We start from the raw sequence: 24,006 nt of genomic DNA, 5'->3' as shown, positions 1-24,006 counted from the left end.
GGACGCGTAGCTGATGAATCACCATGCTCATGCGCCGCTACTCATTCATCCTTCGTCTCCTTGCCGTCTGCCTGACTGCATCACTGTTTTGCGCCAACGGTGCTGACGCCGTTCCTGGCCAGCGAGTCTTTTACACGGGGCACAGCTTTCACATGTTTGTGCCGGGGATGATCGAAGCGATGGTCAAGACCACGGACATTAGGAGGCACAAGCTTGCCGGGCAGCAGGGCATCGGTGGTTCGAAGGTGATCCAGCACTGGGACTTGGCGGACGATAAGAACGTGGCGAAAAAAGCGCTCGGCGGCGGCGAGGTCGATGTCTTCACGATGGCGTCACACCTGCTCAGCCCGGATGAAGGCATCACGAATTTCGTGAAACTTGGTCTGGAGCATAATCCCAACGTGCGCTTCCTGGTGCAGGCCTCGTGGTATCCCTTTGATTTACCTGCACCTGCTTCCGGTGAGCCGGACCGGCGAATCAAGGACAATGCCCAGCGTGACAACGTGAAGATCGAAGATCTGCAAGCCGCCATCAATGGCTGGCGCACGCAGATCGAAGCGCAAGTGGCCGGACTCAACCAGAAGTACGGCAAAAAGTGTGTGTTCATTGTCCCTGTGGGCGATGCAGTGGTGAAACTGCGCGCCATGGTGGTGGCGGGTGAGTTTCCTAGGATCACGAAACAGTCCGCGCTCTTCCGCGATCCCATCGGCCATGGTCAGGGCGCCGTCATGGCACTGGCTGCCTATTGCAACTTTGCCGCGATCTATCGCATCAGTCCCGTTGGCCACACGGCCCCTGAGCGCAGCATCAATGCGGAGCAGCATGCGATACTTCAAAAAATCGCATGGGATACAGTGTCGAAGTATCCATTGGCAGGTGTGAAGTGATCACCGCACGAGTTCGAGCACCCCGAACGAAGCGGGCACATGAAAGTCTGGGCGTTCAGTTTGCGGATCCACCCAGGGCATCCAGCCGGAGTGAACGGTGCCATCGGGGCGGTGATGGAATTCGGCGCGGTAGAGGCCGGCGAAGAATTCAGATGAGCCGGGCTTGAGCACCTTCAAGGCACGCAGTGTGTCGAGCGGCAGGCTGCCGGTGACGGTGTAGCGATTGCCTTCGATATTGGCGGTGAGTTGCAGGCCTTCACACTGCCAGTCCCAGATCATTTCGCGGTAGAAATTTGCTTCGTAGGCCAGCACGTCACCACGGGGGGACATTTCGAGGCAGTAGTAGGGTTTCAGGCTCAGATCGGGGGCGAGGAAGATTTCGACGCGGTCGGAGCCGAGCACGCGGTCTTTGGCGGTGGGGCCTTCGGGCAGTACTAGATCGTCATCGATGCAGTCGAAGCGGAAATGAAGATGGGTTTCATTCCACAGGGCGCGGAACTCGGTGAACGGAGTGTGGCGCTCTTCCCAAGGAAAGGTGAAGTCGGTCAATGGTTCCACGGAAGACCAATCCAAGGGAGATGAGGAGGCGTGGCGGACGGGGTAGCGTTTCATGCGGCAGCTTTGGCAAGGTCACGCGTCAATTCAACGGCGGGTGGATAGTTGTCATCGAGTAGGTGCGTTGGTGCTGGATGAAATGGATTCTGGTTTGCCTGCCTGCACTTAGTTTATTGGCGGAGGATTTGACGGTGGAAGCCAAGCGGCTGCATCTCGGAAAGACGGGGCAGTTTGAGTGGGAGGCGTTCAAGGATCGCGCTGTCGATGCAGAGCGGCTTGAGCGGCGATTTGAGGCGAAGGCCAATGCCACTGAGCAGACGCTGCGGCTATGGCAGCGGGATGTGAAATTGACATGGCCGGTGCTGTTGAACGGGCGCAAGCTGGGAACGCTGGTGACGGCGGAAACGGCGATGGAGAGCCTGCTGGCGATCCCGGCGGGGGCTCTGCGTGATGGTGAAAATGTTTTGACGATCGAAGCACCGCCTAGTCTGGATGACATCGAGGTGGGGCCGGTGTTCCTTGCTGCGAAGCCGATGCCGGAGGTGATGAGAGGCGCGAAAGTGGAGGTGACGGTGACGGATGGTGAAACGGGCGGGGGACTGCCATGCCGGCTGACATTGACGCGTGCGGATGGGACGCTGCAGCCGCTGCTTGCGGAACCGGAGGGAGAGGTGGCGGTGCGGATTGGCGTGGTTTATACGCGGAATGGCAAGGCCATGCTTTCGCTGCCGCCGGGTGACTATGTTCTGCATGCGGGACGTGGTTTTGAATGGAGTGTGGAGCGTACGGCGATTTCGCTGCGCACGGGTGATACAAAGCAGGTGGCGGTGCAGTTGCGGCGTGAGGTGCCGACGGCGGGCTGGATCGCGGCAGACAGCCACATTCACACGCTGACGCACAGCGGCCATGGCGATGCAAAGATCGAGGAGCGGATGCTGACGATTGCAGGGGAGGGGATCGAACTGGCGATAGCCACAGATCACAACCATCACACGGATTATGCTCCCAGCGCTGCGAGCATGGGCGTGGCGGAGAGATTCGCGCCGGTGATCGGCAATGAGGTGACGACGAAGCACGGGCACTTCAATGCGTTTCCGATTGAACCGGGTGTGCGTGTGGTGAATCACCAGCAGGAGGACTGGGCGAAGCTGCTGCCAGAGATCCGTGCGACACCGGGCGTGAAGGTGATCACGCTGAATCATCCACGTGACCTGCACAGCGGCTTTATTCCGCTAGGCGGCATGCAGTTCAATCCGAAGACGGGCAGGCATCGTCAGGCGGACGCGCTGGACATTGATGCGATGGAGGTGATCACCTCAGCGGCGATGCAGTCGGACATTCATCTGCTGTACCGGGATTGGTTTGCTTTGCTGAACCGTGGTCATCGCATCGCGGCGATTGCGTCGAGCGACAGCCACGATGTGAATCGCTTCATACTGGGGCAGGGGCGCACGTATGTGGCGGCGAAGGATGCCGATCCAGCGAATCTGGATCGCGATGAAGTCTGGCGCAGCTACAAGGAGGGGCGGCTGCTGGTGAGCCTGGGGCTGCTGACGACGCTGAGGGTGGATGACAAGTTCACGGTCGGCGATCTGGCCACGGGACTGGGGAAGAGCATCCAAGTGGAGGCCACCGTCTTTGGTCCGGCGTGGACGCAGGCAGATCGCATCGAGCTTTTCGCGAACGGCGTTCTGATTCGCGAGCAGAAGATCGAGGATGGCCATCGTGCGGGTGAAAAGGCGCGCATCGTCTGGCAGCTGCCGAAACCGGCGCACGATATGCATCTGGTGGTGATTGCGACGGGACCGGGCGTCACCGAGCCGTTTTGGGAGATTCCCCGGCCGTATCAACCGAGCAGCAAGACTTTCGTGCCGCGTGTGGTGGGTTCGACGAATCCGATCTGGCTGGATGCAGATGGTGACGGACGGTTTGAGCCGGCGGTAGCAATCGCCCGGCGATTGATCCAGGAGAGCGGGGCTGATCGCGTGAAATTGCAGGAAGCCTTGAAGCGTTGCGATGAGGCCGTGGCGGTGCAGGTGGAGTCGCTGATGGTGAAAAGTGAACAATGATCTTGTCCAATTCTGCCTTTGATCTGACTTCTATACCATCATGAGCACTCCCAGCCCGTCCCCTGATCTCAAACGCCGCTCCTTTCTGGCCGCAGCATTCTCCGGTGCACTTGTCACCCCTGGAGTTATGAATGCGGCGGAGGTGGAGAAGGCCATTGCAGGGAAGTTTCATGAGCCTGCGCAGGATCTGCCGCTGGCGGAAGATGCCGATGTCATTGTCTGCGGTGCGGGACCGGCTGGAATTGCGGCGGCGATCACTGCGGCGCGTGCCGGGGCCAAGGTGCAGGTGTTTGAGTGGCGTGGCTGCCTCGGTGGCGTGTGGACGGCCGGGCTGCTGGGTTACTTGCTGGATTTTGACAAGCCGGGCTTCAACCAGGAACTGCTGAAACGGCTGGAGGAACGCGACATTCGCCGTGGCACGAACAAAAAGAGCGTCGTGTATGAGCCGGAAGGCATGAAACTGCTGCTGGAGGAAATGTTTGTGGAAGCGGGCATCAAGTTCCAGCTCCACACCAAGGTCTGCGCTGCATACCGCGAAGGGAAACGGCTCACGACGATCGTGACCGAGTCGAAGTCAGGGCGGCAGGCGTGGAAAGCGCCGGTGTTCATTGACACGACGGGTGATGGAGATCTCGGCGCATTGGCAGGCTGTGCCTTTGAATATGGCGAGGCAGATTCGTGTCCCTGCCAGCCGATGTCGCTCAATGCTCTGCTGGTCTGCAAAGACGCGGCGGCATTGAAGGATTTTATTCACGGTTCAGATCCGAGCAAGACGGATGGCACGTCAAAAGACGCGTTCCTTGCTGAGATCAAACGCACCGATCATTTCCCCTCGTATGCGAAGCCCACGCTGTGGCAGGTGCGGGATAATCTGCTGCTGGTGATGATGAACCACCAATATGGCGTGCCGTGTTTTGATGCGGCGAAGATCACCGAGGCCACTGTTCATGCTCGTGCGGAGATGAACAAGATCGTGAATGGCCTGCGCAATCTCGGCGGAGCATGGGAGGGACTGCAAATCGCCGCTACGGCGGAGCAGATCGGTGTGCGCGACGGGCGGCGCATTGCGGGACGCTACACGGTGAGCAAGGAAGATGTGATCGCCGGTGCGCGCTATGATGATGCTGTGGTGCGGCCGACCTTCAGCGTGGATATTCACGCACTGAGTGCGGACATGAACAAGAAGTCGGCCTACAGCAATGCGGGCATCAAAGTGAAGCCGTATGACATTCCATTGCGGGCCTTGATCGCGAAAGACGTGGACGGCTTGATGATGGCCGGGCGCAACATCAGCGGTGATTTCATTGCTCACGCGAGCTATCGGGTGACAGGAAATTCCGTGGCGATGGGCGAAGCTGCTGGCGTGACTGCAGCGCTGGCGGCGAGGACAAAGCGACTGCCGCATGATGTTCCTTGGAGTGAAGCCGAGGCCAAGCTGAAGGCGCTGGGGCAGCGGGTGTAGTTATTTTCCAGTGCGCTTGCGTTTGGCTTCCTGTTTGAGAAAGAGCGGTTCCAAAGTTTCGCGAATCCACGCGAAGGCGGCCTCCAGGCCTTCGCGCTGATAGATGACGCCGATGTCGGCTTCGACAGCGGTGGGATTGCCGGTGCAGGAGAGGAACTGATTGCAGGTGAAGCGCGTTTTCATCTCGGCATCCACCTTGCCCTGCTGCTTCAGGATGAGGCTGCGGACGTAGAGTTCGAGAACGGCATCGCCAATCCAGGCGTTTTCGCGCAGGCGCTGAGTGAGATCGAGGTCGGGTGGGGATGCCATGAGCGGGGCATCCAGAGCGAGCATTGAGGCAAGTTCAACCGGGGATCACTTGGTTTTGCCGGACTGAGCTGAACTGCTCAGCCCTTGGAAATAGGCGCTGATCCAGGTGTGCTGCAGGCGGGTGGCCTTAACGGAGACTGAGTTCTGTTCTTTTTTGAAGGTCATGCTGGGCTGAGGTGCGTCTGCAACAGGCTTGGTTTCGTCACCCTCAATGACTGTGCTGATGTCCTTGAGAATGGTTTCGATGCTGGCCTGCGTTTTTGGCAGGGCATATACTTTCGTGACCAGGGCGGAGTCATCGGCGATACGGATAAACCACCTGTTCTGATCAAGCACCAGCACCAGACCATTCGCGCGGCAAAGAGTCTCAAGGACCCCAAACGGGCTGCTGTTGATACTGAAGGTCACCAACTTTTGATTGATGGGATTGTCATCCGGCAGTGAAATGAAATTGATGCCGGCATCGGTGGCAAGAAAACGCAGCACATCGCCGAGGTTCGCCTTGGCGAAGTCATACTGTTGCGGACGGGCTTTGCGCAGTTCTGCGGCCTTTGCCTCGGCGGCACCTGGTGATGGCTGTGCAGCAGGGCTGGAAGCCTGATCTTTATTAGCCGGAGGTTCTGCTAAAACGGGAGTGATGAAAAAGGATTTGGCGTCTGAGGTGAGCTTATGGTTTGTGAGCTCCGCGCAGTAGCGCAAGGCTTCGGACAGCGGAACGTCCTTGAGAGACAGCGTGATTCGTGCCGATGCATCTCCGCCGGGCTTGATGAGGATGTTGGCACCTTTTTTATCGGGGCCGAGTTCGCGGGACTTGATGCGAATGAAGTCGATGCACTCGATGAGTGAGGCGTCGCGGAATTCGACGCTGGGGATGATGATTTTGGAGCCCGGGGCTGCATTGACAATCTCAGTGGGTTTGTCGAACGGGTCGAGCACAGGCGGTGCAGCCGCGGATTTCGCAAACACGGAGTCATCAGCAGGGACGATGAGAACAGCGTATGGCTGAATGATCATCTTGAGGCTGGCCAGTTCCACGACATAGCGCAGGGCTTCACCCAGTGGCACGTCTTTGAGATCCATGGAGATGGCAGCTTTCGAGGGTGGATTGCCTTGTCTGTAAATGATGCTTACTCCTGGTGCCTTGGGGCCGGGGCTGAGTTCACGGGTTTTGATGCGGAGGTATTCGATGGCCTCCTCCACCGAGGCACCCTGAAACTGAACGCTGGGGATGATGATCTCGTTGAGCTTGGTTTTGATGAAATCAGTCGATGCTGCTGCTTTCGTCTGAGCGTATGAGGTCATGTAACTCAGATCAAGCGCCCGGGACTTGGCGGCTTCTGCTTCAGTACCAAAGTAGATGCCGCCGAATGGCTTGTGTGTGAGGGTATCGTAGAAAGTGACGTGTGGCAGCCCTTGAGAGGGTGTCGGGAGATGCAGGACAAAGCTGCCCCGGCCTCGTTTCACAAGGACATGCTGCCGTGAATCAAAGGCGGATGCTTTCTGATCAGTGGTGGAAGTGATGTACAGGGCTGCGGTTGCTTCATCTGCGCTGCCGAGTTCATAATCCACCCCGACCGTGAGCATCTCGGCGGAGCGCGTCATGGAGGTAATGACCATGGAGTCGCGAGGACGAAAGGCGGATTTTCCCACGGCGAAGTCGCTGGGGGTGGCTGCCGGAAGACCGCCCTTCTTTGGATCGATCACGTGGGGGGTGATGATATAAAGCAAGGGACGTTTGCTTTGAGGTTTGCCGTCATGCCAACCGGCGATCACACAGGATTGTCCGTTCTGCATTTGTTGAGTGGACTTGTAAACCCGGCTGCGGGCGTTCGCATATTCACCTTTGACCTCGGAGACCACCGCACCTGTTGCCGGGTCAAAAAGCTCCGAGATGTTGATATCAATGCCGAGGCGGACCGCTTCACCACTTACGGTGGGCGTGAACTTGCAGACGAGGCCGATCGGCACATAGACAATTTTGCCATCCTTGTCTTTGCTGGGCTGATTCACGATGCTTTTAATCACGACTTCCTTTTCGTTGGCCGTGACTATGCGTGGGTAGGAGGTGACATTGGTTCTGTCATTCCTCAGCAGTTCCCGCAGTTGAACGGCGAACTCGTCGGGGGACAACAGCGCCGGGAGAAAAGACTGTGTTTCATCGGCTGGCAGCATGCCGTCAAAATTCCAGTCGGTGGCTTTCTTGAATTCCACGATTTTCACTTCGATCGCGATGAGCTGCGCATCCTCAGCGGGTTTCGGCTGCTGCGCTCGGGTGATGCCGAGGAAAGTCATGAGAAAGATGCACAACGCGATCAAGGTCTTCATGGCAGGATGAGGCGTACGATGCGTGGCAATGGACTGGATGCGGGAGCGCAAGGCGGAGCCGCGCTGGAAGATGCCGACAAAGCCGAGACTTAAGCCGCGAGGGGAGAAGGCGGTTTCGACTTTGAGGAGGGCATGGCCGTAGGCGATGCGGTGGTCACGGGTGGCATCCTGAAGTACCTGGGCATCGCAGGCGGCTTCACGGTCGGCACGGATTTTGAAGAACGCGATCCAGAGCAGGGGATTGAACCAATGCAGCGCCATGAGCACGCACATGAGGGCATTGAGCGGGAGATCGCCCCTCTTGAGGTGCATGAGTTCGTGCTTGAGGACGAGCCTTGCCTCGGCTGGCGTGAACTCGCGGTCAAACTCTGCGGGCAGCAGCAGGGTGGGGCGCAGGAGACCGGTGACGGCAGGGCTGCTGACACTGGAGGCGATCAAAACTCGCGGGACGTAGCGCAAGTGCATTTCGCTGGCGATTTGGGCGAGCGTGGCGAGAAGCTCGTCGCTGGCGGGATGGCGGGCGTGTTTGAAACGGCGGAGGGTGAGCATGAAGGAGACGCTGCCGAAGACGAGCATGCCTGCGGAGACGCCGAGCCAGGAAAGAAGGAGCACGTGCTGCCAGTTGGTGGGTTCGGGCATCGGGGCCGGTGCCTCGAAAACAACCGGGGCCGCTTCCACCATCAAAGGAGAGACGGCTGAGGGAGTTGGTAGTGCTGGCTGGGGTGGAGCTTGAAAGACGTGCTCGATGCTCCAGCGGCTTTGTGGCAACACGGGCATGAGGAGAACGACAAGCACAGGCAGCCAGAGGGCATAGTGCATGCTGGCGGTGAGGTGCCGACGAAAAGCCACCTGAACGAGCAGCGTCGCGAGTGTGAGTAGGGACGCACGAAGACTGGCGGCGAGGAGCCAGTCGAAGATCTGGGTGAGCGTGTTCATGGAGGGTTAGGAGTTGAGATTTTGGTCGAGCAGTTTCTTGAGCTCCTTCACCTCCTCCGCAGTGAGCTTGCTGTTCTGGGCGAAGTGGACGAGCAGGGGCTTGGCGGCACCGCCGAAGATGCGCTGCATGAAGGACTCACTCTCGGCGCGCACGCAGGCCTCCCGTTTCACGGCAGGGAGAAAGGTGCGGGTGCCGCTGGCGTTCTCGGCGGTCTTGAGCGCGCCTTTTTCCACCAGGCGTGTGAGCAGGGTGCGGACGGTGTTTTCCGCCCAGTTCATGGTGGGGCGCAGCGCCTTGGTAACTTCAGAAGCTGTCTGAGGGGAAGACTCCCAAAGGGCCTCCATGACGGACCATTCGGATTCAGCAATGTCGGGTGCGTTTGGCATGATTAATTGGAATTAAAACCATTTCACTACATTTGTCGTGAAATGGCAACTACAAATGTAGTGATGAGGCATTGGCTGGTGGAGCAGCAGCCGAATTCCGGGCGGCGAAACGAGCCGTGCGGGGGCAGGCCTAAAATGAAGGTTTCAAGATGATGGTTGTCTCGTCGGCTTCGATCCGATGAAAACTCAAACGGGCACAATGTTTGAGTGCTTCATCTGCGGGCATTCCACGTGTGAACATGGTGATGAGGGTTTTTTCCTCGGTGCCTGGCTGGATGACAATTTTCAGATCTTTGACCGGTGGGTCGGCTGCCGCCGCAGCCTGCTGAATGGCTTTCACAGCCTCGTTCAAGCTGGTCCGTCGCAGATCAAGCTGCGGCAGAACGATCTTCCCGGCTCTGGCAAGTGCCGCAGGCAGCGCGGGTGGTGGCGGAGGGGTTTCGTTCAGAAGATTCTGATCGCGCAGCCATTTTTCGGCCACTATGAAGTGTTCGGGTGTCTGTCTGTAGGTCAGAATGAGGTGCTCCCGATCCAGCGCCAAACCATCTTCTTCATAGATGGGGATGTTGGATGACCGTGCGGCTCTGTTGATGGCTGAATTGTCCTGGAAACGCTTCAGAATCTCCGACTTTACCTTAAACTGATGACGCAACAGTTCTCCTGGAGAGCATTCATTGTCTGTTGAGCCGGTGTGAAAGACCAGCGCGTGCTGTTCGATCCCCATGTCCATTTGGCTCAATTCGGTCAGCACGGTGAGAGCTTTTCGCAGAGTCGTGCCCTTCTCCTCGAAAAGTGAGTCGATGCCCAGCGGGTAGGAGTTTTTTACATCTTCCGCTGTCTCCAGCCGCCAGACCGCATTGATGCCGCGCCGGGAAGTGTGATCTGATGATCCGCCCTGCTTTCGGCTCTGCTGCACCAGCCATTCGAGTAGACGGAGCGAGGTCAGATTTTCCAGATGCGCCTGGGGAAGAATCAGGCGCTGCATCTGGTTGCGGGTGAGTGTAACCGAGTCCGTCCCGCATACGTCATAATGAGATTCTTCCATCAGGATCAGGGTGTGGTGCAGTAGGGGGCCTTTTGCCTCAGTACGGCAGAGCAGGCAGGAGGTGTCCTCGTACGACGGGGATGAATATTGCATTTCCACCACGGGATTCACCGAACGAGAGGCATCTGGGAAGGAGGCCAGCAGGCTGACCACATCGCGCAGGCGGCAGTTTAAAACTGTCTGCACATGCATTTCGAGTTTTTCAGTCGCGAAAGGAATGCTGAAGACCACTTCCTCGCCGATGGCTACCGTTTTGGTGACCGAAGGATGACTCCTGGCCCCGGAATTCGTCTCGAGTTCCTGCAGGATGCGCATGGCTTTGGCGGCAGGGAGAAAGACAGGAGCTGGCATCATTCCTGGCAGCATCGGTTGAGGCTCCGGCAGGACTCCTCCAATGGTTGGATTGGCCGGCATTTGTCTGGCAAGCGGCCCCATCTCTTTGAGCGGGACGGCGGAATCCAATGTCCAAACTTTTGCTGAGACCTGCACGTTTCCATGGTTGGGCTCGGCCGCAGGCAGCCTGAGTGTCAAGCAGGGGAGGTTGAGAAGGCAAAGGACCACCCTCGAGGTGAATAAAACAGGACTCATGCCTTAATTTTAATCGTAAGGTTTGTATTAACACCAGCTTTCTCGGGCCCGAATCCTGCTGCCTCGGCGGTTGACACCCTCTCCCCCCGGCGGTAATCCTGAAGCCCTCAAAAATCCAAACTACCTCAAATAACATGGTCAAAATCGGCATCAATGGTTTCGGGCGCATCGGCCGCCTCGTGTTTCGCGCAATCTGTGACCAGGGCCTCCTGGGCAAGGAAATCGACGTCGTTGCTGTGAACGACCTCGTGCCTGCTGACAATCTCGCCTACCTCGTCAAATACGACTCCACCCAGGGCAAGGCCCGTGAGAACGTTTCCTCCAAGAAATCCAGCCCTGATCTGGCTGCAGACGACATCCTGGTGGTCGATGGCCATGAGATCAAATGCCTCGCCGTGCGCGCAGGTCCTTCCGCACTTCCATGGAAAGAGCTTGGCGTGGACATCGTCATCGAGTCCACCGGTCTCTTCACCGAGCGCAGCAAGGCTCAGGGTCACATCGACGCCGGCGCGAAAAAGGTCATCATCTCTGCCCCTGGCAAGGATGAAGACATCACCATCGTCATGGGCGTGAACCATGAGAAGTATGATCCCGCCAATCATCACGTCGTTTCCAACGCAAGCTGCACGACGAACTGCCTGGCTCCTGTCGTTCACGTACTTCTCAAAGAAGGATTCGGCGTCGCCGAAGGCCTCATGACCACTATCCACAGCTACACCGCCACGCAGAAGACTGTGGACGGCCCGAGCGCCAAGGATTGGAAAGGTGGCCGCAGCGCCGCCATCAACATCATTCCTTCCGGCACCGGCGCCGCCAAGGCCGTGGGCCTCGCCATTCCAGAAGTGAAGGGCAAGCTCACCGGCATGTCCTTCCGCGTGCCAACGCCGACGGTTTCCGTGGTCGATCTCACCGTGAAGACGGAGAAGGAAACCAGCTACAAGGAAATCTCCGCCGCCATGAAGAAGGCCAGCGAAACCTACCTCAAGGGCATCCTGAACTGGACCGCCGACGAAGTGGTGAGCACCGACTTCATGCACGACCAGCACAGCTCCATCTTTGACGCCGGTTCCGGCCTTGAGCTGAACAGCAAGTTCTTCAAGCTGGTGAGCTGGTACGACAACGAGTGGGGTTATTCCAACCGAGTCGTCGATCTCGTGAAATACATTGTGAGCAAAGGCCTGTAATCTAAACGAACACAGCAACCTTCAAAGCCTTCGACGGGCCGGCTCATCTGAGCCGGCCCGTTTTGCGTACCTGCTCATCTCCCAACTTCCCATGAACCACTTTTTCTCTTTCCAACCATGTCTCTGTTTTCACAACTACAGCTCCTTCCCAGGCCCTTCTGGGTTCTCGTAGGCGCGACTTTCGTCAACCGGTTCGGCGTTTTCGTCGTGCCGTTCCTGGCGCTTTTCATCACGCGGAACGGCAACACGGCCACGCAGGCAGGCTACGCCGTGGCTGCGTATTCGTTAGGGGGCTTTATTGCCGCCGGGATCGGCGGCTGGATGGCGGACCGTCTTGGGCGGAATGTCACCATGGCTGTCTCAGCGCTCGCAGGCGCAGTCTGCATGATCGCCATGTCGCAGGCGGTGGACTGGCGGGCGCTGGCAGCGCTGGCGTTCATCACGGGGGCCATCAATGAGGCGGGGAGTCCGGCCAGCGCGGCGCTGGTGCAGGATATTGTGCCACCAGAGCACCGTGTCATTGCCTATGCGGTGCAGCGGTTTGCCGTGAACCTGGCGTGGTCCCTTGGACCCGCGACGGCCGGGTTTCTGGCGGAGTATTCTTTCTTCTGGCTCTTCGTGGTGGATGCCGCCTCATCGGCCTTCTTTGGCATCGTCGCGTGGCTGTTTTTGCCGCGCGGCAGACGCACCGCGCGCGAGCATGCGGGCTGGGGCCATGCGTGGCGGTCGATCCGTGCCAATCACGCCTTCCTGGCCTTGTTTGGTGCCTGCATCTGCACGGCATGGATCTTCCGGCAGACGAACACCACCTTTCCATTGCACTTTGAGCGCAATGGCCTGCCGCTGCATTGGTGCGGTCTCGTGCTGGCTTTGAATGGCGTGATGATCTGCCTCTTTGAGGTGCCGCTGGCGGCTGGACTGCGGTTGTGGCCGGTCAAGCAGGTGCTTGCGCTCGGCTACATTCTGATGGGGGCCAGTTTCCTGACCTTCCTGATCAGCGGATCGCTCACTGCTTTTGTGCTGATGATGGTGGTTTTCACGATGGGAGAGATGTCCGCGTTTTCGCGGCAGCAGGCCTATTCGGCGAGTCTCTCTCCAGAAGACATGCGTGGGCGTTACGTCGGCTTTCTCAGTCTGGCCTGGTGCGCGGGAAATACCGCCAGTTCAGCGCTCGGCATGCCGCTTTACGATCATCACCCCACCGTGCTGTGGGTGATGAATGCCGTGCTCGGCATTGTGGCGGCGCTCCTCATTCTCTACACTCGCAAAACCCAGCTGCATGAATCCTGAAAAATCATCCGCCAATGCAGTGCTGAGTGCTGTGATCGCCTTTGGCCTTTGGGGCGTGCTGCCAGTGTATTGGAAACAGATTGGTCATCTCGGCAGCGGCGTGGCCCTGGCGCAGCGTGTCGTCTGGACCCTGGCCACTGTGGTGCCTCTGCTGATGCTGCGCGGCGAGTGGACCGGTTTTCTGCGCTCCATGCGGGATCTGCGCCTGCTCAAAGCGCATGCCTGGTCCGCCTTTTTGCTGGCCATCAACTGGGGCGTCTTTGTCTGGGCGGCGCAGCATGGTCGCATCATCGACTGCAGCCTCGGCTACTTCATCAATCCGCTGCTGAATGTTCTCATCGGCAGCCGTTTGCTGGGTGAGCGTTTGTCGCGATTGCAAAAATTCAGCATCGCCTCCGCTGCTTTTGGGGTGTTGACGCAACTGGTCTTGCTGGGGAGATTTCCGTGGATCGGCCTGCTGCTGGCTGGGAGCTTTGCGCTCTACGGTCTGGCGCGGCGGCGCTCACCGCTCGGCTCCCTACCGGGGCTGGCGGTGGAAACCGTGGTCGGCATCCCGGTGGCGGTGCTCTACCTGATCTGGACGCAGCAGAGTGGCATGCCCATCTGGGGCACGGCTTCAGCGCATGATCTGCTGCTCATCGTCGGCCTCGGCATCATCACCACGATTCCACTGCTGGGTTTCGCGCATGGTGCACGACAGCTGCCGTTCGCGCTGCTCGGAGTGCTGCAGTTCCTTGCGCCCACGGGGCAGTTCATGGTGGGGGCCTTTGTGTATCATGAGCCGGTCAGCACCGCTTCCTTGGTGTCGTTTGGCCTGATCTGGCTCGGCGTGCTGCTGTTTTGCAGTGATCTTTGGCTGCGCAAGCCCTCCCGGGCCTGAGCGACTCAGGGTCTGGCCGCAATCGACAGCTCAATGATCTTCGCGCACAGATCGGGGAACTCAATGCCCACCGCCTTCGCAGCTTTGGGCAGCAGGCTGCTGCTTGTCATGCCGGGGATGGTGTTCACTTCGAGGACGAAGGGTGCTTGATCGCTGTCGCGCAGCATGACGTCCACGCGGCCATAGACTTCGGTGCCGCAGGAACGGAAGGCTTTCAAGGCGGCGTCCTGCACGGCCTTGGTCACCTCGGGGCTGAGGTTGGCAGGGCAGTTGTAGTTCGTTTTGCCGGTGCCGCCCATCCAAGGGTACTTGTTGTTGATGTCGTAGAAGCCTTCGACGGGTTCGATGTGAATGATCGGCAGCACCTGGTCGCCAAGAATGCCGACAGTCAGTTCTTTGCCGGCCACGTAGTCCTCAATCAGGGTGTCGTTGCCAAATTTCTTCGCGTCTTCAATGGCGGCATCGAGTTCCGCCTGCGTGTGGCAGATATGCACGCCCACGCTGGAACCTTCACGCGGTGGTTTGACGACGAGGGGCAGGGAGATCGCCAGCGGCTGGCTGCCATCGAGGGGATAGGTTTGCGAGAGCGGAGTCGGCACACCGGCGGCGATGAAGCGTTCCTTGCTCAGAAGCTTGTCGAAGGCGATGCGGCTGCTGGTCACGCCCGCACCTGTATAGCGGATGCCGCGCTGTTCCAGAATGGCCTGAATCTGGCCGTCCTCGCCAAAGGTGCCGTGGATCAGGTTCATGGCGATGAACACATCCCCGGGGACTTCGAAGTCCGGGCCGGTGACATCCACTTCGACGACGATGGCGCCTTTGCTGCGCAGCGCCTCGGCCACGCTTTCGGCGGTTTTGAGCGAAACTTTGCGTTCGGAGCCGGGGCCGCCCATCAGGAGGGCGATTTTCTTGTTCGTCAGGTCGATCATGGTGCGAAGATATGGAATGCGGAGGCCGGATTGGCAAAAGGAATCCTGGCAATGTCCGTGCCATCAGCCACGTCTTTCCCTGTCACCATGAATTCCGGCTTCTTTTTTGCCCTGCTGCTCGCGGGGTCCGCCCTGGCGGCGGATTTTGATCTTCTCATCACCAACGCCCAGATTGCGGATGGAGGCGGCGGTCCGCTGGCGCATGGCAGCATTGCGGTGAAGGGCGGGCGCATTGTGGCGGTCGGCCAAGTCGAAGGCTCAGCCGATACGGTCATCGATGCGGGCGGCAAAGTGGCCGCGCCGGGCTTCATTGATGTTCACACCCACTCCGAGGACATCTGCCTCATCCCCGCGGCGGAAAATTTTCTGCGCATGGGCGTGACGACCATAATCACCGGCAACTGCGGTCATTCGCGCACCGATGTGGCGAAGTTTTTTCAGGAGATCGAGGAGTCGAAAGTCGCTCTCAATGTGGCCACGCTGATCGGCCATGGCTCTGTGCGTGAGCAGGGCATGGGCGGCAGTTTCATCCGGGCACCGAATGAGGAACAACTCGCCACGATGAAAGGACTGGTCGATCAGGCGATGAAGGACGGCGCGGTTGGTTTGAGCACGGGGCTCATTTATGTGCCCGGCTCTTTTGCGAAGACGGATGAACTCATCGAGCTGGCAAAGGTCGCGGCAGCTCATGACGGCATCTATGTCAGCCACATGCGTTATGAAACCGTGCGCATTTTTGAAGCACTGGATGAGATCATCCGCATTGCCACAGAAGCAAAAATTCGTGCCGAAGTCTCACACATCAAGCTTTCAGGCCCAACTGCCTGGGGCAAGGCCCTCGAAGTGCTCGCTGTGCTCGACAAGACACGTGCCAGCGGTTTGAAGATCACGCAAGATCAGTACGCCTACACGGCCTCCAGCACCGGTCTGCGCCAGACTTTGCCAGACAGCGCCCTCGAAGGCGAGCATGCAGACTTCGTCGCACGAATTTCTGATCCTCAGAAGAAAGCCTCGATCATCGCCAGCATGGCCGAGATGCGTGCCCGCCAGGGGCGCAAAGATTACGGATATGCGGTGATCGCCCGCTGCAAGGCCGATCCTTCGCTCAACGGCAAAACCATTCCTGAGGCGGCAAAGATGCGGCGCGGAGCAGACACGCTTGAGGATCAAATCGAAGTCATCCTTGAGATCGAAGCGCAGGGTGGTGCCAGCGCCATCTTCCACGGCATGAACGAGGAAGATTTGCAGATCTTCTTGAAGCATCCGCTCACAATGACCGCCAGCGACGGCGGGCCGCGCCGCCTCGGCGAGGATGTGCCGCATCCGCGCAGCTATGGCAACAATGCGCGTGTGCTTGGCCGCTACGTGCGCGAATTGAAACTGCTCACTTTGCCAGAAGCGGTGCGCCGCATGACCTCATTGCCTGCGCAGATTTTTCATCTCAAAGATCGTGGCATGCTCCAAGTGGGTGCGCATGCCGACATCTTGATCTTTGATCCTGCCAGAGTCACAGATCCTTCCACCTTCAGCGACCCGCATCAGTACGCGGAGGGGTTTGATCATGTGATTGTGAACGGTGGTGTCACGATCCGCGATGGCAAACTCACGGAGGTGCGCAGCGGCGGTCCATTAAGGATGGGCCAGTGACTCACGGCTTGTCCGTCTCTGCACCCAGATGCCCGTTGCGGAAGAGCCATGAGGCGGACTGGTAGAGCGAGATGGTGTCATCCAGTCGCGACTGCAATGCTCCTGATTTGTCAGGTGTGATCGTCCCTGCTTTCAGATCGACCTTGCCGACAGTGGTCTCCTGCTTGGGCTTGAGCATGGCAAAGTCACCCTGGGTGATGTAGGCGATCTTTTGGTAGTTCGAGACAAAGATGCGCTCCTTGTCTGGTGTGTAGCCGGGAGAAAAAACGTCCTGGCCAAAGTTCCGCGTGGTGTAGCTCCAGTTCATCAGGCCAAAGAGTGTCGGAACCATGTCGATCTGGCTGCAAAGGCGGTCGTAGGAGCGGGGTTGGATCAGCTGAGGATTCCAGATGATGCAGGGGATGTGATACTTGGTGACATCCAGCTCCACCTTGCCTGCACTGCCGTGGCAATGATCTGCCACGACGACAAAGATCGTGTTGGCGAACCACGGCTTTGATTTCGCCTTTTCGAGGAAGTCGCCGATGCACCAGTCGGTGTATTTGACGGCGGCATCACGGGATCCCTGCGGCATGTCGATGCGGTTGTCCGGGAAAGTGAAGGGACGGTGATTTGATACCGTCATGACGTGCATGAAGAACGGTTTGCTAGCCGCATGGTTCGTGTCCGCCTCCTGCAGGGCCCAGCGGAACAGATCCTCGTCCGCCACGCCCCAGGCGTTTTGGAAAGTGATCTCACTTTTGGGTTTGGTGCTGCGATCGATCACCCGGTAGTTGTTGCGGGAAAAGTAGGTGCGCATGTTGTCAAACATCGCGTCTCCACCGTAGAGGTAGCTGACGTCGTAACCACGGCTGCGGCAGACGGAGCCGGAGGTGAAGAGATTCGTGTTCATCGGCCGCCAGACAATGGACTGGCCCGGCGTGGGCGGCACACTGAGGGTGAGCGCCTCCAGCCCGCGCACGGTGCGGGTGCCCGTGGCGTAAAGATTGGTGAAGAGGATGCCTTCATCCGCGAGCCGGTCGAGGTTCGGAGTGAGATAGGAGCGCATCTTGAAGTTCACCTTGAAGTGGCTCATGAAGGCGGCGCTCAGGCTTTCCACGGAGACAAAGACAATGTTGTACCGCTTTTCCGCGCCTTCGTGTTTGATGACACGACGCAAGTCGTGTGGATCAACGCTGGCACCCGGGGTGTCTGAAAGAGTGAGCAGTTCTTTAGCTCGGGCGAGCGCCTTGTCGGTGTCCTGCTTGAGGTAGAAGCGCTCGTAATCAATCTCGCTCTCCCAGAACGCGGCACAGAAAGCATAGGGGCCGTCCTTGGCCAGTTCGCGATTGAACTCGTTGCTGAAGCGCGGGAGCTGTGATTGCGAGAAAAGATAGGAGATGCCCACCACTGCAACGGCGATGCCGAGCATGGGCAGGCCGCGCAGTTTCCAGGCACTGTCTCCTGCGCATACCCAGCGCACCGCGCCTGTCTTCCACATTACCCAGACTACAGCAGAGCCGGCGAGTGCCAGTCCTGCATAGATTAGCGGCATTGGATAGGACTGCTGAATGTTGTCGATCACCTCCTGGGTGAAGACGAGGTAATCCACCGCGATGAAATTGAACCTCACCTGAAACTCATCCCAGAAAAACCACTCCGCCACGCCGATGAAAATGAACGCCACGGCGTACAGCAGGAGGAGAAAAGACACCACCCATGGGGCCGCCCTGCTGCGCCACATCACGGCTGGCAGCAGCAGGGTGAGCAAAAACCATGGCACCACTGCATGCCCGGCGGCCAGCAGATCATACCACAGGCCAAAGCCGAACGAGCCGAGCAGGGAAAGATTCCACGCGATGTCATGCCGTCCTTGAATCAAAAGCGCGACACGGATGAGCAGCGCAATCAGCAGAAACATGGCGGTGATCAACAGGGCACCCCGGGCGATGGTCGATCGTGGTGTCAGTCGTCTGGGCATGACAGTTGGTTGTGGGTCGGGAGTCATGGTTGGATAAGTAAAAAGAGCGTGGATGCAGGCTGACGAGGTGGTAATGAAATGCCGGGTTATGATTTTGCCTGCAAGATGAAAAACCTCTCATGAAGGCGGGGACGCTGTCATGACAACATGCTGGTAAAGCACTGGCAAATCGCATCTGGGCCACGGGCTTCGATGGTTTCCCGAATCACGAAGACGTGCTGAGCTTCGTAAAGAATGATTAGTTCTCGAATTGATGGAGTTTCACGGCCACGAGTTCTTGAGGTCTACGGCAGCGGTGGCATCGTCGCGCATGACCATGAAACCGCCACCCCGGTACAGATTGCCCGCCACTGTCTGGGCGCTGGGATGGGTGAGCTTTTTCACCGATGTCTCCACCGAGATGGTGTACCCGCTGCTGCCGGTGTTTCTCACTACGGTGCTGGGGGCCAGCATGGCGTTTGTGGGATTGGTCGAAGGCATCGCAGAGTCCACGGCAAGCCTGCTGAAAATCGCCAGCGGCTGGTTGTCTGACCGGGTGCGAAAGCGCAAGCCTCTGATGATCGCAGGATACGGCCTCAGTGCGCTCACACGGCCACTGATTGCCATTGCAGCAACAGGTGGACAAGTGCTGGGCGCACGTTTCATCGATCGCATCGGCAAAGGCATCCGTGCTTCACCGCGCGATGCCTTGCTGGCGGCCTCAGTGCCGGCGGAGCAGCGTGGTGCGGCCTTTGGTGTGCAGCGTGCCATGGACAATGCTGGTGCTGTATTCGGACCACTCATTGCGTGGATCATGCTCCATTGGTTCACGAGTGATTACCGGGTGCTGTTTTGGATCGCCGTGATCCCCATGGTTGGGGCAATGGGTTGTCTGATTTTTGGCGCACGGGACCAGGTGCTTCCTGCAGCACCTCCTGCGGACAAATCTGTGGTTCCTTTCAATGTCACGCCCGCCTTCAAGAGCTATCTCGGCGCCGTGCTGCTGTTCACGCTGGGAAATTCGAGCGATGCCTTCCTGTTGCTGCGCGCGCGGGCGGTGGGCATTCCTGTCAGCAGTCTGCCGCTGCTGTGGCTGGCGCTCAGTTTGGTAAAATCTTTGAGCAGCTATCCTGCAGGCGTGCTGAGTGATCGCATCGGCCGCCGGGGGCTCATCATCGGTGGCTGGTGTGTGTATGCACTGGTGTATGTGGGCTTTGGCCTCGCGAAACAGCCCTGGCACATCTGGGCCTTGTTTGTCGCCTATGGCCTCTTCTACGGCATGACGGAATCAACGGAGCGTGCGCTGGTGGCTGATTTTTATCCGGATGCCCAGCGTGGCCGTGCCTTTGGCAGCTTCAATTTCATCACCGGCATTGGAGCCTTGCCTGCCAGCCTGCTCATGGGCTGGCTGTGGACGGCGTACGGGCCTTTCGTTGCCTTTGGCACGGGTGGTGGGCTCGCCTTGTGCGCTGTGATCTGGTTTGGGCTCAAAGTCCCGCACGCTCGATAAAAACAAAGCGGCGTCTGGATCACAGACGCCGCCCGTGTGGATGCGATGCTCCAGCTTAGTGAGTTGAGCAATGATGCAGAGTGCCGCCGCAGGTCTTGCAGGTGTGAGTGGGCAGTTCGCCCTTCTTGCCCCAGGCGACGAGCTTCGTCTCGCAATCCGGGCAGCTCATGTGGCTGGAGGAGTGGAGGGTGATGATGCCTTTGTCACCAGGAGCTGAGGTGACCGAGGGGGATTTGAACGTAACGGTGTGGCACTTGCTGCAGGTCACGGCGCTGGTGGGGATGGCAGGCTTGGCGGCGGTGGCCTGGCAGGAGACGAGAGCCAATGCGCTGACGGCCATGATTCCTGTGATGATGGATTTGATGAGTTTCGTTTTCATGTTGTGGTTGTGTTGAGTGTTGAAGAAGCATCTGCTTCAACCAGACAAACCCCGGTGCTTCGGCAAACCCTTGAGGACCACAAGGCACGCATACTGCATGACAAGGCAGAGTCAGTCCGCTTGCGAACCTCCAAGTGCGGCGCGCAAAATCTGGCGCGCGCGATAGATGCGTGTTTCCACCGCTTTCGAGCTGCAGCCCACGGCGGCGGCGATCTCTGCGTAGCTCATCTCCTGATAGGTGAAAAGAAGCATGGCCTCGCGCAGATCCGCAGGCAGTGCGGCGAGGGCGGCTTCGACGCGCTGCATTTGTTCACTGCGCTCCATCTGCTCATCCGGGCTGGGCTGGGTCTCCATGCTTTCGGGCACATGATCGTCTTCGTTGTCGATGGACACCGTGGGGTGGCGCTGCTTCCAGCGTGCATGATTGCGAGCGAGATTGGCGGCAATGCGAAATAGATAGGTCGGAAACGGCGCAGACGGGTGATAGCGAGCGCGGCTTTGATACAGCTTCACAAACGTCTCCTGCGTGAGGTCAGTGGCAGCGGCGGCATTGCCGGTCATGCGCAGGAGAAACGCCGCCACCTTGTCCTTCCAGCGTTCCATCAGGCCGTTCAGCGCCAGATCATCACCTGCGGCGAGTCGCTGCATGGCGGCAATGTCGGCGTCGGGAGGCGTGTCAGACATGCAGATGAATCAGTGGGATGAATGGACTGACCCCAGCACATGGGGCAGCACGATCTTCAGGTACTTGTCCGCCTGCTCCGGCGCCATGCAGTCGGCTGTCTCATAGACATGCTTCAGCATCGCCTGCTGGCACTCCTGAGTGAGATCAGCGCGCTCATGCATTAGTTTCGTGACATCGGCCGTCACTGCACGGCTTCGAGAGGCAGCCTCCTGCAGTGCATGGTCTGAATGCTGGATGCGCATGCACAACTCCGCACATTTCGGCTGATAGGCCAGATGCAGTGCCTGCACCTTTTCAAATTGCGGGTCGGTGAGATGCAGGGAGGCGCGCAGCCACTGGAGTTCGGGCAGCAGGCTGCCGTTTTCGACTGGCATCTGCTCTGTCTGTACACAGTCGCATGGACGCAGCATCTGCTGCGAGCCAAAAAACATGCCAACCCCAAGGATGACAGCAACGATGAGGATGATCAGGCCGCGCTTCATGGCGACACCTCGTGGTCCATTTGCAGGAAGGGATTGATCGATTCCACATAAGCCAGCTCACCCCTCGCCGGGAAGGAATCGCGCTGTTGGATCAAACCAAAGCCGCCTCCTATCAGCATGCAGACGGCGATGGTGGCAAAAGCAGGCGCAGGCCGGGCGAGCGTGCCGAGCCATGCCTGCCAGAGCTGAGACAGGGCTGTGCGGAGAGAGGTGGCTTCGGCGGCCTCAATGCGCGCCCACACTTCCCGGGTGAAAGAACTGGGCAGTGAAACGGGCGCGGGGGATTCGCGCAGGAGCTGATGAAGCTGGTCGTCGTTCATGGAATCAAGAATGTTACCACGACTAACACCCAGGTCCGCCCAAACCCTTGCGGAAAGTGCACAAATTTTGTGATGGATTGCGAATGATGAGAATTACCGAGGGTTTCGGTCCGATGTGGTGTTTATCGGTTTGAATGCACACCCGCTTTACCATCCTCACCTGCCTCAGTTTGCTGACTGGAGCGCTGCCGTCTGCCATGGCCGCCACAGTGGAGTATGATCTGGAGATCGCGGAGAGCGTGTTGTCCCCCGCCGGCAAAGCCGTGAAGGCGCTGACCATCAATGGTACGATGCCCGGACCCACGCTCCGATTTCGTGAGGGCGACACGGCGGTCATTCATGTGTACAACCGCCTGAAGCATGAGGAAACCTCCACCCATTGGCACGGCCTGCTGCTGCCAAATGAACAGGATGGCGTGCCCTATGTGACCACGCCTCCGATCAAGGCCGGGCAGACACACACCTTCACCTTCCCACTGCGGCATGCGGGCACTTACTGGTTTCATTCTCACACCGGATTGCAGGAGCAGCGCGGGGTGTTTGGCAGCATCGTGGTGCTGCCACGTGGAGGAGAAGCCGAGCATGCGGATTTGGACCAAGTGATGGTGCTTTCCGACTGGACCAACGAAAACCCGCACGAGGTGCTGCGCAGTCTCAAGCGTGGCACGAACTGGTATCCAGTGAAAAAGGGCACGGCACAGAGCATCACAGGAGCGATGCAAATGGGCATGCTGAAGGATTATCTGGCGCGCGAGCGCTCACGCATGCCGCCCATGGACATCTCGGACGTGGCCTATGATGCGTTCCTCATCAATGGTGTCCGTAAATTCGAGGTTCCTGCCAAGGCCGGGCAAACCGTGCGCCTGCGCTTCATCAATGCCGGAGCGGCCACATATTTTTATCTGGAGTCAGCCACGGGCCCGCTGACCATCGTCGCCGCAGACGGCACTTCAGTGCAGCCCATGAAAGTGCAGCGGCTGCTCATGGGCATCGCAGAAACGTACGACGTGCTCCTCACCGTCCCGGCGAATGGTCGCTGGGAGCTGCGCGCCACGGCGCAGGATGGCTCCGGCAGCAGCAGCGCCTTCTTTGGCAGCGGGGCTGAACATCCCGCTCCTGCGGTGCCGAAACCCAATCTCTACAGCATGGACGACATGCTCATGGCAGCGCTGGATGACATGGATTCCGATAGCTCCGAACCGCCGCCGCCGCGCCCCATGGCACCTTACCGGCAGCTGCGCGCGGTGAAGCCCACCACGCTGCCTGCCGACCTGCCAGTGCGCGAACTGACACTGCGCCTCACCGGTGACATGCAGCGCTACATCTGGTCCTTCAACGGCAAGACCATTGATGAGGACGGCGTCATCCCCGTGAAGCGCGGTGAAATCCTCCGCATGGAACTCGTGAACGACACGATGATGCACCACCCGATCCATCTGCACGGGCATTTCTTCCGCCTGCTCAATGGCCAGGGTGCCTGGTCGCCACTGAAGCACACCGTCGATGTGCCACCCATGGGCCGCCGCACCATCGAGTTTGAGGCCAATGAGCAGGGCGACTGGATGTTCCACTGCCACATCCTCTATCACATGATGGAGGGCATGGCCCGCATCGTCAGTTATCAAAAGGAAACGCCGAAGCTGGGAGCTCCTACTCACCTCATGCCGCACATGCCTGCCATGGGAGAGCACGCCATGCCCATGCTCTACCCGTTTGCGGATTTCAATGTGCTCTCCCAGCTCTCCGACGGCACCGCCACGTTGATGAGCGGTCGCAATGCCCTGCGAGTGCCGTGGGAAATCGGCCGCAATCGTGAGCAGAACAAAACTGAATACGAAATCGACCTGCTCTACGAGCGCTACATCAATCCCAACTTCGGCGTCTTCACCGGCGCACGCCTCACTAATATCTCTGGCTCGGAGAACCGTGCGCTCGCCGGCTTCTGGTATCGGCTGCCCTATCTTTTCGTGCTCACCGCCAATGTGGGCAGCACCGGCGATTTCCGTTTCATCATTGGCAGAACCTTTCAGATCACCCCGCGCTTCAGCGTCAATGCCCGTGCTCAGTATGACACGCAGCAGATATGGGAGCTCGCCTTTGGCGCGGAGTACATGCTCACCAAGCGCCTGTCCCTTTCCACCGCCTATCATACTGATTATGGTTTCGGTGCCGGTCTTGGCTTCCGGTTTTAAGCCACC

The 24,006-nt window shown here is 58.8% G+C and carries 20 protein-coding genes; 9 read left to right on the top strand and 11 right to left on the bottom strand.

Annotation, left to right across the window (positions count from 1 at the left end; genetic code table 11):
- The first annotated feature begins 29 nt into the window (after positions 1 to 29).
- A complete protein-coding gene (locus tag AC24GY_RS22820; protein WP_487687583.1) occupies positions 30 to 887 on the top strand; it encodes a hypothetical protein in 858 nt (285 codons plus the stop codon).
- Here AC24GY_RS22820 and AC24GY_RS22815 read toward each other — a convergent pair whose 3' ends face one another.
- A complete protein-coding gene (locus AC24GY_RS22815) occupies positions 888 to 1,499 on the bottom strand; it encodes a carbohydrate-binding family 9-like protein (RefSeq protein WP_487687581.1) in 612 nt (203 codons plus the stop codon).
- A gap of 77 nt (positions 1,500 to 1,576) precedes the next feature.
- On the opposite strand from AC24GY_RS22815, the gene AC24GY_RS22810 reads away from it, so the two are divergent.
- Together AC24GY_RS22810 and AC24GY_RS22805 are read left to right on the top strand one after the other, a co-directional pair.
- Positions 1,577 to 3,511, top strand: coding sequence for a CehA/McbA family metallohydrolase (locus AC24GY_RS22810; RefSeq protein ID WP_487687579.1), 1,935 nt, complete (start codon positions 1,577 to 1,579; stop codon positions 3,509 to 3,511).
- 40 nt (positions 3,512 to 3,551) lie between these two features.
- Entirely contained in the window at positions 3,552 to 4,973 is a 1,422-nt protein-coding gene (locus tag AC24GY_RS22805; protein ID WP_487687576.1) for an FAD-dependent oxidoreductase, read from the top strand.
- Here the strand turns inward: AC24GY_RS22805 and AC24GY_RS22800 are convergent, their stop codons facing one another.
- From AC24GY_RS22800 to AC24GY_RS22785, 4 genes are all read right to left on the bottom strand, one after another.
- A complete protein-coding gene (locus AC24GY_RS22800; RefSeq protein ID WP_487687574.1) occupies positions 4,974 to 5,282 on the bottom strand; it encodes a ribonuclease III domain-containing protein in 309 nt (102 codons plus the stop codon).
- A 45-nt stretch (positions 5,283 to 5,327) separates the two neighbouring features.
- The gene (locus AC24GY_RS22795) at positions 5,328 to 8,543 is read right to left on the bottom strand and encodes a M56 family metallopeptidase (RefSeq protein WP_487687572.1); all 3,216 of its coding nucleotides are present in this window, start codon (positions 8,541 to 8,543) and stop codon (positions 5,328 to 5,330) included.
- A 6-nt stretch (positions 8,544 to 8,549) separates the two neighbouring features.
- Entirely contained in the window at positions 8,550 to 8,930 is a 381-nt protein-coding gene (locus tag AC24GY_RS22790; RefSeq protein WP_422316369.1) for a BlaI/MecI/CopY family transcriptional regulator, read from the bottom strand.
- A 130-nt stretch (positions 8,931 to 9,060) separates the two neighbouring features.
- Positions 9,061 to 10,563: a hypothetical protein gene (locus tag AC24GY_RS22785; RefSeq protein WP_487687569.1), complete on the bottom strand. Its 1,503-nt coding sequence runs from the start codon at positions 10,561 to 10,563 to the stop codon at positions 9,061 to 9,063.
- 134 nt (positions 10,564 to 10,697) lie between these two features.
- Here AC24GY_RS22785 and gap point away from each other — a divergent pair, with 134 nt between their 5' ends.
- From gap to rarD, 3 genes are all read left to right on the top strand, one after another.
- Positions 10,698 to 11,747, top strand: coding sequence for a type I glyceraldehyde-3-phosphate dehydrogenase (gene gap / locus AC24GY_RS22780; RefSeq protein WP_422316373.1), 1,050 nt, complete (start codon positions 10,698 to 10,700; stop codon positions 11,745 to 11,747).
- A 117-nt stretch (positions 11,748 to 11,864) separates the two neighbouring features.
- Positions 11,865 to 13,037, top strand: a complete 1,173-nt coding sequence (locus AC24GY_RS22775; RefSeq protein WP_487687567.1) for an MFS transporter — start codon at positions 11,865 to 11,867, stop codon at positions 13,035 to 13,037.
- Complete coding sequence (gene rarD / locus AC24GY_RS22770) at positions 13,027 to 13,917, top strand: EamA family transporter RarD (RefSeq protein WP_487687564.1); 891 nt, start codon at positions 13,027 to 13,029, stop codon at positions 13,915 to 13,917. Before AC24GY_RS22775 ends, rarD begins: the two co-directional genes overlap by 11 nt.
- Before the next feature lie 5 nt (positions 13,918 to 13,922).
- Here rarD and AC24GY_RS22765 read toward each other — a convergent pair whose 3' ends face one another.
- The gene (locus AC24GY_RS22765) at positions 13,923 to 14,846 is read right to left on the bottom strand and encodes a D-alanine--D-alanine ligase (protein WP_487687562.1); all 924 of its coding nucleotides are present in this window, start codon (positions 14,844 to 14,846) and stop codon (positions 13,923 to 13,925) included.
- Between the two features lie 87 nt (positions 14,847 to 14,933).
- Between AC24GY_RS22765 and AC24GY_RS22760 the strand changes: the two genes are divergently transcribed.
- Positions 14,934 to 16,493, top strand: coding sequence for an N-acyl-D-amino-acid deacylase family protein (locus AC24GY_RS22760; protein ID WP_487687560.1), 1,560 nt, complete (start codon positions 14,934 to 14,936; stop codon positions 16,491 to 16,493).
- 1 nt (position 16,494) lies between these two features.
- Here AC24GY_RS22760 and AC24GY_RS22755 read toward each other — a convergent pair whose 3' ends face one another.
- A complete protein-coding gene (locus tag AC24GY_RS22755; protein WP_487687557.1) occupies positions 16,495 to 18,453 on the bottom strand; it encodes an LTA synthase family protein in 1,959 nt (652 codons plus the stop codon).
- A 316-nt stretch (positions 18,454 to 18,769) separates the two neighbouring features.
- Between AC24GY_RS22755 and AC24GY_RS22750 the strand changes: the two genes are divergently transcribed.
- A complete protein-coding gene (locus tag AC24GY_RS22750) occupies positions 18,770 to 19,942 on the top strand; it encodes an MFS transporter (protein WP_487687555.1) in 1,173 nt (390 codons plus the stop codon).
- Between the two features lie 55 nt (positions 19,943 to 19,997).
- Here the strand turns inward: AC24GY_RS22750 and AC24GY_RS22745 are convergent, their stop codons facing one another.
- From AC24GY_RS22745 to AC24GY_RS22730, 4 genes are all read right to left on the bottom strand, one after another.
- The gene (locus AC24GY_RS22745) at positions 19,998 to 20,321 is read right to left on the bottom strand and encodes a hypothetical protein (RefSeq protein ID WP_487687552.1); all 324 of its coding nucleotides are present in this window, start codon (positions 20,319 to 20,321) and stop codon (positions 19,998 to 20,000) included.
- A gap of 111 nt (positions 20,322 to 20,432) precedes the next feature.
- Positions 20,433 to 21,005, bottom strand: a complete 573-nt coding sequence (locus AC24GY_RS22740) for an RNA polymerase sigma factor (protein WP_487687549.1) — start codon at positions 21,003 to 21,005, stop codon at positions 20,433 to 20,435.
- Between the two features lie 9 nt (positions 21,006 to 21,014).
- Positions 21,015 to 21,488 carry a hypothetical protein gene (locus AC24GY_RS22735; RefSeq protein WP_422318490.1) on the bottom strand — a complete coding sequence of 158 codons (474 nt, stop codon included), beginning with the start codon at positions 21,486 to 21,488 and terminating at the stop codon, positions 21,015 to 21,017.
- Positions 21,485 to 21,808 (bottom strand): hypothetical protein, encoded by a 324-nt coding sequence (locus AC24GY_RS22730; protein ID WP_487687546.1) that lies wholly within the window; start codon positions 21,806 to 21,808, stop codon positions 21,485 to 21,487. Before AC24GY_RS22730 ends, AC24GY_RS22735 begins: the two co-directional genes overlap by 4 nt.
- 134 nt (positions 21,809 to 21,942) lie before the next feature.
- Here AC24GY_RS22730 and AC24GY_RS22725 point away from each other — a divergent pair, with 134 nt between their 5' ends.
- Complete coding sequence (locus tag AC24GY_RS22725) at positions 21,943 to 24,000, top strand: multicopper oxidase domain-containing protein (protein WP_487687543.1); 2,058 nt, start codon at positions 21,943 to 21,945, stop codon at positions 23,998 to 24,000.
- The last annotated feature ends 6 nt before the right edge of the window (positions 24,001 to 24,006 follow it).

It is taken from the genome of Prosthecobacter sp. Pr1, from assembly GCF_057652315.1.
Note: the sequence above shows the minus strand (reverse complement) of the source record. Positions and strands in the feature narration are given on the sequence as shown.

What these genes read in the sequence shown, in the direction of transcription:
- AC24GY_RS22795 (WP_487687572.1), bottom strand. Translation starts at nt 8,543, where the DNA reads ATGAACACGCTCACCCAGATCTTCGACTGGCTCCTCGCCGCCAGTCTT.
- AC24GY_RS22810 (WP_487687579.1), top strand. Translation starts at nt 1,577, where the DNA reads ATGAAATGGATTCTGGTTTGCCTGCCTGCACTTAGTTTATTGGCGGAG.
- AC24GY_RS22735 (WP_422318490.1), bottom strand. Translation starts at nt 21,488, where the DNA reads ATGAAGCGCGGCCTGATCATCCTCATCGTTGCTGTCATCCTTGGGGTT.
- AC24GY_RS22765 (WP_487687562.1), bottom strand. Translation starts at nt 14,846, where the DNA reads ATGATCGACCTGACGAACAAGAAAATCGCCCTCCTGATGGGCGGCCCC.
- rarD (WP_487687564.1), top strand. Translation starts at nt 13,027, where the DNA reads ATGAATCCTGAAAAATCATCCGCCAATGCAGTGCTGAGTGCTGTGATC.
- AC24GY_RS22755 (WP_487687557.1), bottom strand. Translation starts at nt 18,453, where the DNA reads ATGCCCAGACGACTGACACCACGATCGACCATCGCCCGGGGTGCCCTG.
- gap (WP_422316373.1), top strand. Translation starts at nt 10,698, where the DNA reads ATGGTCAAAATCGGCATCAATGGTTTCGGGCGCATCGGCCGCCTCGTG.
- AC24GY_RS22820 (WP_487687583.1), top strand. Translation starts at nt 30, where the DNA reads ATGCGCCGCTACTCATTCATCCTTCGTCTCCTTGCCGTCTGCCTGACT.
- AC24GY_RS22750 (WP_487687555.1), top strand. Translation starts at nt 18,770, where the DNA reads ATGAAACCGCCACCCCGGTACAGATTGCCCGCCACTGTCTGGGCGCTG.
- AC24GY_RS22730 (WP_487687546.1), bottom strand. Translation starts at nt 21,808, where the DNA reads ATGAACGACGACCAGCTTCATCAGCTCCTGCGCGAATCCCCCGCGCCC.
- AC24GY_RS22800 (WP_487687574.1), bottom strand. Translation starts at nt 5,282, where the DNA reads ATGGCATCCCCACCCGACCTCGATCTCACTCAGCGCCTGCGCGAAAAC.
- AC24GY_RS22775 (WP_487687567.1), top strand. Translation starts at nt 11,865, where the DNA reads ATGTCTCTGTTTTCACAACTACAGCTCCTTCCCAGGCCCTTCTGGGTT.
- AC24GY_RS22725 (WP_487687543.1), top strand. Translation starts at nt 21,943, where the DNA reads ATGCACACCCGCTTTACCATCCTCACCTGCCTCAGTTTGCTGACTGGA.
- AC24GY_RS22745 (WP_487687552.1), bottom strand. Translation starts at nt 20,321, where the DNA reads ATGAAAACGAAACTCATCAAATCCATCATCACAGGAATCATGGCCGTC.
- AC24GY_RS22760 (WP_487687560.1), top strand. Translation starts at nt 14,934, where the DNA reads ATGAATTCCGGCTTCTTTTTTGCCCTGCTGCTCGCGGGGTCCGCCCTG.
- AC24GY_RS22740 (WP_487687549.1), bottom strand. Translation starts at nt 21,005, where the DNA reads ATGTCTGACACGCCTCCCGACGCCGACATTGCCGCCATGCAGCGACTC.
- AC24GY_RS22815 (WP_487687581.1), bottom strand. Translation starts at nt 1,499, where the DNA reads ATGAAACGCTACCCCGTCCGCCACGCCTCCTCATCTCCCTTGGATTGG.
- AC24GY_RS22805 (WP_487687576.1), top strand. Translation starts at nt 3,552, where the DNA reads ATGAGCACTCCCAGCCCGTCCCCTGATCTCAAACGCCGCTCCTTTCTG.
- AC24GY_RS22785 (WP_487687569.1), bottom strand. Translation starts at nt 10,563, where the DNA reads ATGAGTCCTGTTTTATTCACCTCGAGGGTGGTCCTTTGCCTTCTCAAC.
- AC24GY_RS22790 (WP_422316369.1), bottom strand. Translation starts at nt 8,930, where the DNA reads ATGCCAAACGCACCCGACATTGCTGAATCCGAATGGTCCGTCATGGAG.